A 2,628-nucleotide genomic window follows, 5' to 3' on the forward strand; every position below is an offset into this window, starting at 1 on the left:
GGCGCCGGCAAGTCCGCGCTGCTCGCCGCGGCCCTGCGCACCGTCCGTCCGCGGCACCGCGTGCTGCACGCCCGTCCGCCGGCCGCCGAGGACGCGGTGTCCTGGCTGTCGCTGTGGTCCCCGGAGCTGGGCAAGGACGACACCGCGGTGATCGCGGGCCGGGTGCACGAGCTGCCCACGCCCGTCGCGACCCGGCTGGCCGCGCTGGTGCGGTCGCTGCCGGGGGCGACGTTGGCCGTCACCGCCGGCGGCGTCTACGGGGTTCCGGACGCACTCTCGGGGCTGCTCGACGTGGTCGTGGAGGTGCCGGCGCTGCGGCACCGTCCCGAGGACGTACCGGTGCTGGCCGCGCACTTCGCCCGCGACGGGGTGGCCTTCACCGACGCCGCCGCCCGCGCCCTGCGCACCTACTCCTGGCCGGGCAACGTCGAGCAGCTGCGCCGCACCGTGCGCGACGCCTCGGCCCGCAGCAGCCTCGTCGACGTCCGGCACCTGCCCCCGGAGCTGCTCGCCACCCGATCCGGATCGCTGACCCGCATCGAGTCGCTGGAACGCGACGAGCTGGTCCGCTGTCTCACCGAGCACGGCATGAGCGTCACCCGGGCCGCCGAGACGCTCGGGATCAGCCGGGCGACGGCGTACCGGCGGGTGCAGCGCTACGGGATCACCACCCCGCGCTGAGCGGCTGCGGCATCATCGGTGCCGTGCCGCAGACGGTCCTGGTCGCCGACGACGACCGCGCGATCCGGGAGTCCCCGGCCCGATGAACGGATGCCCACCCGCCGTCCGTCCCGACCTGCACCACCCGGACGGGGGACGCGCTCACCGGACCGGTACTACCGGTGGCCGTGCTCACGGCCGTGGCGGGTCCTCCGGGCCTGCCGACCCCGGTCGACGGTGGGACGATCGATGTGCCGGGCAACGACGCCCCGGGAGACCCGGCGGCCGGCCCGGCCACGGGACTCGACACCGCCACCGGACGACGCCGTCACGCCCGGTGACGAGGACCCCGCGTCGTGCGACGACGGCGGGCCGCCCGCCGCCTCGTGCGGCACACAGGGCACCATTCGGTGTAGGACCTGATGGGAGGCGATCGTGTTCGGACTCGCGGACACCGTGGCCGCACTGCTGGCCGCGATCCCTGCTGCGCCCGTCCGGTCGCTCCTCGTGATCGGGGTCGGGGCGTTCCTCGAGGGTCCGATCGTCACCGTCGCCGCCGCCGCGCTCGCCGGGGCCGGGCAGCTCCCCTGGTGGGGGGTGTGGCTGGCCGCGCTGGTCGCCGACGTCGTCGGGGACACCGCGCTCTACGCGCTGGGCCGCAACGGCGACCGGCCGGCCGTCGCCCGCGTGCTGAACCGGCTGGGCCTGACCGAGGAGCGCCGCGAGGTGCTGACCCGCGAGGTCCACACGCACCTGCCGCGGATCGTCATCGGCGCCAAGCTCGTCGACATCGGCGCGATCCCGGCCTACCTGGCCGCCGGGCTGTCCAAGGTCGGCTACCGCCGCTTCCTGGCCTGGATCATCCCGACCAGCGCGGTGCGCGCCGCGGTGCTCGTCGGGATCGGCTACGCGGCCGGGGACCGGCTCGCCACCGACCTGGAGTCGCGGCCCTGGCTGCTCGTCGTCGGCGGGATCGCCGTCGGGCTGACCCTGGTCCTCGGGCGGACCGCGATCGTGCGGGCCACCGGCTCGCGACGTCGCGCCGACGCCCGGTCCTGACCGCGTCGATCCCCTCGCGCCGGACGTCCCCGACGTCCCGGGGCACCTCCGGCGTGTCGCACCCGCCGGGGCACCCGCGGCGAGCACCGTCCGGCCCGGGCGGCCGGGCCACGGGAGAGGACCACGCGGTGAGCACGTCGACCTGGGCCGAGGCGATCGCCGCGGGCGCGTGACGTGGTGACGGTCCGCGCGGCCCGGATCGCCGCGCCCGGCCCGGGCATCAGCCGGTCCGGGTCCTCGATGACGGCCGGGCTGCTCGAGGGCCTCCCGCACGACGCCGACCGGGAGCCCCGCTTCGCCGACTACCTGGACCTGTCGTCCACCAACGCCACCGCGTTCAGCCCCACCGACGTGATGCCGCTGAGCCGGTGGACGACGATGCTGATGCTCGTCCAGGCGCTGGTGTCGCTGGTGACGATCGCGCTCGTCGTCCCCCGGGCCGTGAACGTCCTGGGTGGCTGGGTCCCGGGCGGAACTCAACCACCCAGGAGGGACCGCAGCACCCCCGGTGCGTCCGACGGGCCGGCGACCGGCGCCCACCGCGCGTTGCTGCGCGCGGCCAGCTCGGCCGCCTGCTCGTGGTCGGACTCCGGGGCCAGGATCAGCAGCTCCGGGACCCGCCGCGCCGCCGGGACCGGGTCGTGGTCGTCGGTGGCCCGGCAGTCCGAGAGCAGCACGACGATCCGCCGCTCCGCCCGCGTCCGTTCCAGCTGCGCGGTGGCCGCCCGCAACGCACCGGACAGCGCGGTCACCCCGTGCCCGCGCAGGCCCAGCACCCGGTCGACGACCGCCGACGGCGGACGGGTGGACCCGATGTCGCGCAGGACCCGGGTCTCGGCCGCGAACGACAGCACCGCGTGGTCACCGGGCGCCCGGAACGCGCAGGCCGCGGCGGTCAGCGCCGCCGCG

At 76.6% G+C, this 2,628-nt stretch carries 3 protein-coding genes; 2 read left to right on the forward strand and 1 reads right to left on the reverse strand.

What is annotated here, in order from left to right; translation table 11 throughout:
• Positions 1-681: helix-turn-helix domain-containing protein (locus GTW08_RS17515; protein ID WP_202417312.1), on the forward strand; the 681-nt coding region annotated here is incomplete at its 5' end.
• A gap of 414 nt (positions 682-1,095) precedes the next feature.
• The gene (locus GTW08_RS17520; protein ID WP_073576704.1) at positions 1,096-1,719 is read left to right on the forward strand and encodes a DedA family protein; all 624 of its coding nucleotides are present in this window, start codon (positions 1,096-1,098) and stop codon (positions 1,717-1,719) included.
• Positions 1,720-2,195: 476 nt separating this feature from the next.
• On the opposite strand, the gene GTW08_RS17525 is transcribed toward GTW08_RS17520, so the two are convergent.
• Positions 2,196-2,628: vWA domain-containing protein (locus GTW08_RS17525; RefSeq protein ID WP_161152234.1), on the reverse strand; the 433-nt coding region annotated here is incomplete at its 5' end.

This window comes from Pseudonocardia sp. SID8383 (assembly GCF_009864975.1).
GTDB lineage: Bacteria > Actinomycetota > Actinomycetes > Mycobacteriales > Pseudonocardiaceae > Pseudonocardia > Pseudonocardia alni.